Source organism: Microcystis sp. LE19-84.1B (assembly GCF_027531875.1).
Classification (GTDB): domain Bacteria; phylum Cyanobacteriota; class Cyanobacteriia; order Cyanobacteriales; family Microcystaceae; genus Microcystis; species Microcystis panniformis.
The window spans coordinates 1-5,504 of sequence record NZ_JAPZSR010000134.1; the positions used below are offsets into that span (position 1 = coordinate 1).

The window sequence follows — 5,504 nt, forward strand, 5'->3', positions numbered from 1 at the left end:
TGTCAGTCTGTAGAGCGACCATAAGACCAGAACAGAGTAAATCTGTTAAGGCAGGTGCGGAACCCCGCAAGGGAAAGAAGCAGAAACCCAAATCGTGAGGTTTGGGAATCACCGTCCGTTTACGGCGGTGAGGATGTCAACAGGTTCGGACGGCTAGTTTTTTTGATCACTGGTTTCTAGTTTAACTTCAGGAGACGGTCGGCGGTCGTCAGGAGATAGGGTGATAGGGTTTTGGGGTGATAGGGTTTTGGGGTGATAGGGTGATGAGACAGCTTCCCCACTTCCCCACTTCATAATTCATAATTCATAATTCATAGTTCATAATTCATAATTCCCCCTCCCCACTTCCCCACTTCCCCACTTCCCCACTTCCCCACTTCCCCACTTCCCCACTTCCCCACTTCCCCACTTCCCCACTTCCCCACTTCCCCACTTCCCTCTTTACAAAACTTCATCGTATTTCAGGGCTGGAAAGGGCAATCCTTGGGCAATAGGGGAAGGGAAAGCGGGAAAATATTAAAAAAAACTTAAAATTTTTATCTTGCTGCCCTTTATACCCTTAAAGCCTTGCTGTCTCTGATTTCCCGACGGTGAGAGGCTTTGAGCCATGTCAGGAATTGATGACCAACTCGATCGAGTCATTGTTAAGTGACTGTTACAAAAAGACAGCAAAAAACTTAATAATATGTAACAAACAAAGTTTCGACAGCAGTGTATAAATTTAACTTGAGGGGCCAAGATAACAGACAAAAGTTAAGCTGGATACTTGTTTAACCTCCTTAGGTGATTTATGAGAGAGCCGTGAAGTTTTTTCAGGTTTCTTAAAGTAAATCGCAACAATCACGGTCAAGGCTCGTCCAGACTCACCGTGAAATCCCTTAAGAGGGAAAATTTTAATTGCAAGCAAATCCCATTTAAATTTAGGAGATTGTCACAATGTTTGACGCATTCACCCGGGTAGTATCCCAAGCTGATGCTCGCGGCGAATATTTAAGCTCTTCCCAACTAGACGCTCTCAGCGCCATGGTTGCCGACAGCAACAAACGGATGGACTCTGTTAACCGGATCACCAGTAACGCTTCCACCATCGTTGCTAACGCCGCTCGTAGCCTGTTCGCTGAACAGCCCCAACTGATCACCCCCGGTGGTAATGCCTACACCAGCCGTCGTATGGCCGCTTGCTTACGGGACATGGAAATCATCTTGCGTTATGTTACCTACGCTACCTTCTCTGGCGACGGCAGTGTTCTCGACGATCGTTGCTTAAATGGTCTGCGCGAAACCTATGTAGCTTTAGGAGTACCAGGAGCTTCCGTAGCTGCTGGCGTAAGCAAAATGAAAGAAGCTGCTTTATCCATTGCTAACGATCGCAACGGTGTCACCCCCGGCGATTGCAGTGCTTTAATGTCTGAAATTGCCAGCTACTTCGACCGCGCCGCCGCTGCTGTCGCCTAGTCCCCAGGGCTAGTCTCAATTAAACCGTAGGAAACTTATTGCAAGATTATTGGGAGATACCAAACAATGAAAACCCCCCTTACCGAAGCCGTAGCAGCCGCTGATTCTCAAGGTCGTTTCTTAAGCAGCACCGAAATCCAAGTTGCTTTCGGTCGTTTTCGTCAAGCTTCTGCCAGCCTCACCGCTGCTAAAGCGTTGACTGAAAAAGCCAGTTCTTTGATCTCCGGCGCAGCTCAAGCGGTGTACAACAAGTACCCCTACACCACCCAAATGCAAGGGGCTAACTTTGCGGCGGACCAACGCGGTAAAGACAAATGCGCTCGTGACATCGGTTACTACCTCCGCATGGTGACCTACTGCTTAGTTGCTGGTGGAACCGGTCCGATGGACGAGTACCTCATCGCTGGTATCGACGAAATCAACCGCACCTTCGACCTGTCTCCTAGCTGGTACATCGAAGCTCTCAAATATATCAAAGCCAACCATGGTTTAAGTGGCGACCCTGCGGTGGAAGCCAACTCCTATATCGACTACGCTATCAACGCTCTCAGCTAGTCCAATCGAAAAAACTGCTGGTCTGGAAAGACAGGAGGTTGTTAGCAAAAGGGTTAGCAATCACCTGTTCTTCCAGACCTTAGTTATATCCATCGTCAAGGCGGCCAGGTAATCGAACTGATCCTCCCCTAGTTTTGAGCGGTCAGAAAATGATCATTTTTTTGTAGGAGAACTTTAGTGGCAATTACTACCTCAGCTTCTCGTTTAGGGACAACCGCTTTTAGCGAGGTTGCTCCCGTGGAATTACGTCCCGATTGGTCCCGTGACGACGCACAGGCGGTTATTCGCGCCGTCTATCGTCAGGTGCTAGGCAATGACTATATCATGCGTTCCGAGCGCCTTACCAGTGCCGAATCCTTACTCTGCAACGGTTCGATCACCGTGCGGGAATTCGTCCGCGCCGTGGCCAAATCGGAACTGTATAAGAACAAATTCTTCTACGGTAACTTCCAAACCCGCGTCATCGAACTTAATATCAAACATCTTTTAGGTCGCGCTCCCTACGATGAGTCGGAAGTGGTCTATCACCTCGATCTCTATGAAAACAAAGGATTCGAGGCCGATATCGACTCCTACATCGATTCCGCCGAATATACCGAAAACTTCGGCGATAGCATCGTTCCCTACTATCGCGGTTTCGCCACCCAACCCGGTCAAAAAACCGTGGGATTTACCCGGATGTTCCAACTCTATCGCGGTTATGCCAACAGCGATCGCTCTCAGATTGCCGGCAAAACCTCCCGTTTAGCGGTGGAATTAGCTCAAAATGGTGCTTCGGCAGTGGTCGGTCCCTCCGGTGGCAGCGATGGTTGGGCCTATCGTCCCTCTGCTCAACGCAACACCCCCAGTAAAGCTCTTGGTGGTAGTGTGGCCTATGGTGATGTGGGTAAGCTCTATCGCGTGGAAATTGCCGCTATTAGCAAACCGGGTTATCCCCGTGTCCGTCGCAGTAGCAAAGCGGTTATTGTCCCCTTTGAACAGTTAAATAACACCCTGCAACAGATCAACCGTCTCGGTGGCAAAGTTGCCAGCATCACCCCCGCTAGTTTGAACTAATTTTCTAGCTTAAGATAACTAAAAGTCTCCCGGGCAGCCGTCAGGTTCACCGGGAGACTTCTTTCTAGGGAACTGGCAGAAATTGACCCTCAGCAGATCGAGCAAACCTGTAGAATGAAAATAATTCCCTCGTTTTAATGCCTGTGACTGTCACTTCGATCGCTTTTGACTCTATCGATACTGCCTTAGCGGAAATCAAAGCCGGACGTGCCATTGTCGTAGTTGATGATGAGAATCGCGAAAATGAAGGAGATCTAATCTGTGCGGCCCAATTTGCCACCCCCGATATGATTAACTTCATGGCAGTGCAAGCTCGCGGTTTAATCTGTCTGGCAATGACGGGAGAGCGTCTTGATGCTCTCGAATTACCCTTGATGGTGACAAAGAACACCGATAGCAATCAAACCGCTTTTACTGTTAGCATCGATGCCGCTCCCCACTTAGGGGTTAGAACTGGCATTTCAGCAGAAGATCGGGCGAAAACCGTGCAAGTTGCCATTAATCCAGTCACTCGTCCCGACGATCTCACCCGTCCCGGTCATGTCTTCCCGATTCGTGCTAAAGCCGGTGGAGTCTTAAAACGCGCCGGTCATACGGAGGCAGCCGTGGATCTGGCTCGGTTAGCCGGGTTGTATCCGGCGGGAGTTATCTGTGAGATCCAAAATCCCGACGGTTCCATGGCCCGTTTACCGCAACTATTTGAATACGCTCGTCAGCATAATCTCAAGTTAATTAGCATTGCCGATCTGATCAGTTATCGCTTAAAACATGATCGCTTTGTCCATCGGGAAACGGTCTGTAATTTTCCTAGTCAATTCGGCACTTTTCAGCTTTATGCCTACCGAAATTTATTAGATCAAACCGAACACATCGCTATTGTGAAAGGGGATCCCGCTCTCTTTGGCGATCAACCTGTAATGGTACGAATGCACTCAGAATGTCTGACCGGGGATGCTTTGGGATCCTTGCGTTGCGATTGTCGGCAACAGTTACAAGCTGCCCTAAAAATGATCGAAAACAACGGTTTGGGGGTGGTGGTTTACCTGCGACAGGAAGGACGGGGAATTGGCTTAATTAATAAGCTAAAAGCCTATTCTTTACAGGATATAGGACTAGATACGGTGGAAGCCAACGAAAGGTTAGGATTTCCCGCCGATTTGCGCGATTACGGCATGGGGGCGCAAATGCTCAACGATTTGGGGGTGAGAAATATTCGTTTAATTACCAATAATCCCCGTAAAATTGCCGGATTAAAAGGCTATGGTTTGGAAATAGTCGAGCGAGTACCTTTGCTGATCGAGGCTAATGATTATAATTCCAATTATCTGGCCACAAAAGCGGAAAAGTTAGGACATCTATTCCTACAAACCTATCTAGTCACCATCGCTCTCAGTTGGGGGGAAAATCCGCCGTCAATTTCGCAAAGATATCATCAATTGGAGAAATTACGGCAGTTAAGTCGCGCTAATCAATTATCTCTCCAAGAAGAAACCCGACCGGTAGCCAATGCCCTTTTTGATCGCGCCCCTTTGATCGTACATTTAGGTTTAGATATTCGTCAGGGTGTCAGCAGTAATTGGTATAAAAATCCTTCCCATCCTTACCTTTTGGTTATTGACAAGATATTAAATGACATTAAAGATTGGTCGGAAATTGAACGCTTAGAATTTTTAATTTCCGACGGAGACGATTCGATGACGGGATTACAAATGAAACTCGATCGTCAAAAAATGTCCGATGAAGATTTCTCACAATTACCACAATTAGCTACCCAAATTATCTACAGTTTTACTCGTGATTCAGCCAAAAATTAGTTTTCTATGACCATAAAAGATCGTAACAGTTATAATTAAACAAAGCTAGTGTAACGGGGAAAAACTATGACAACTCTCGACATTTTACCGGAAGTTACCTGTCCCCCCACCGATTTATGGAGTGATGAACCACCCTTGGAAAGTGATTTACATCTGCAACAGATCATAATTCTTCTCAGTTGTCTAGAATTGTTATGGCAAGAGAAAAACGATTACTACGCTTCTGGTAATCTGACTATCTACTATAACGAAGAACAACTAAAAAAGCGCAATTTCTGTGGTCCTGATTTTTTTGTGGTTTTAGATACAGAAAAACGTCCCCGCAAAAGTTGGGTGGTTTGGGGAGAACAGGGAAAATATCCCAATGTAATCGTCGAGATTCTCTCCGATTCTACGGCTAATATTGACCGAACTAAAAAGAAAATTCTCTACCAAAATACTTTTCGCACTCCTAATTATTTTTGGTTCGATCCTAATACCTTAGAATGGCAGGGATTTAGACTAATTGAGGGACAATATCAAGCTATTTCTGCCAATGAGCAGGGTTATCTCTGGAGTGAAGAGTTAGGATTATATTTAGGCATATTTGACCGGAAACTGCGTTATTTTACCGTCGATGGTCAA

Annotated in this window: 7 protein-coding genes; 5 read left to right on the top strand and 2 right to left on the bottom strand. The window is 46.7% G+C overall.

The window, feature by feature from the left end:
- Positions 1-153 precede the first annotated feature (153 nt).
- Positions 154-294, bottom strand: a complete 141-nt coding sequence (locus O9324_RS08025; protein ID WP_196219556.1) for a hypothetical protein — start codon at positions 292-294, stop codon at positions 154-156.
- 17 nt (positions 295-311) lie between these two features.
- Positions 312-455 (bottom strand): hypothetical protein, encoded by a 144-nt coding sequence (locus O9324_RS08030; RefSeq protein ID WP_288139918.1) that lies wholly within the window; start codon positions 453-455, stop codon positions 312-314.
- Positions 456-936: 481 nt separating this feature from the next.
- Between O9324_RS08030 and cpcB the strand changes: the two genes are divergently transcribed.
- The 5 genes from cpcB to O9324_RS08055 form a co-directional block, all read left to right on the top strand.
- Entirely contained in the window at positions 937-1,455 is a 519-nt protein-coding gene (cpcB, locus tag O9324_RS08035) for a C-phycocyanin subunit beta (RefSeq protein ID WP_002771747.1), read from the top strand.
- A 66-nt stretch (positions 1,456-1,521) separates the two neighbouring features.
- Positions 1,522-2,010, top strand: a complete 489-nt coding sequence (cpcA, locus tag O9324_RS08040; RefSeq protein ID WP_008205508.1) for a C-phycocyanin subunit alpha — start codon at positions 1,522-1,524, stop codon at positions 2,008-2,010.
- A 177-nt stretch (positions 2,011-2,187) separates the two neighbouring features.
- Positions 2,188-3,066 carry a phycobilisome linker polypeptide gene (locus tag O9324_RS08045; RefSeq protein ID WP_002771745.1) on the top strand — a complete coding sequence of 293 codons (879 nt, stop codon included), beginning with the start codon at positions 2,188-2,190 and terminating at the stop codon, positions 3,064-3,066.
- 137 nt (positions 3,067-3,203) lie between these two features.
- Positions 3,204-4,880, top strand: coding sequence for a bifunctional 3,4-dihydroxy-2-butanone-4-phosphate synthase/GTP cyclohydrolase II (gene ribBA, locus O9324_RS08050; RefSeq protein WP_288139919.1), 1,677 nt, complete (start codon positions 3,204-3,206; stop codon positions 4,878-4,880).
- A 66-nt stretch (positions 4,881-4,946) separates the two neighbouring features.
- Positions 4,947-5,504: Uma2 family endonuclease (locus tag O9324_RS08055; RefSeq protein WP_288139920.1), on the top strand; the 558-nt coding region annotated here is incomplete at its 3' end.

What these genes read in the sequence shown, in the direction of transcription:
- cpcB (WP_002771747.1), top strand. Translation starts at nt 937, where the DNA reads ATGTTTGACGCATTCACCCGGGTAGTATCCCAAGCTGATGCTCGCGGC.
- O9324_RS08030 (WP_288139918.1), bottom strand. Translation starts at nt 455, where the DNA reads ATGAAGTTTTGTAAAGAGGGAAGTGGGGAAGTGGGGAAGTGGGGAAGT.
- cpcA (WP_008205508.1), top strand. Translation starts at nt 1,522, where the DNA reads ATGAAAACCCCCCTTACCGAAGCCGTAGCAGCCGCTGATTCTCAAGGT.
- O9324_RS08025 (WP_196219556.1), bottom strand. Translation starts at nt 294, where the DNA reads ATGAAGTGGGGAAGTGGGGAAGCTGTCTCATCACCCTATCACCCCAAA.
- ribBA (WP_288139919.1), top strand. Translation starts at nt 3,204, where the DNA reads ATGCCTGTGACTGTCACTTCGATCGCTTTTGACTCTATCGATACTGCC.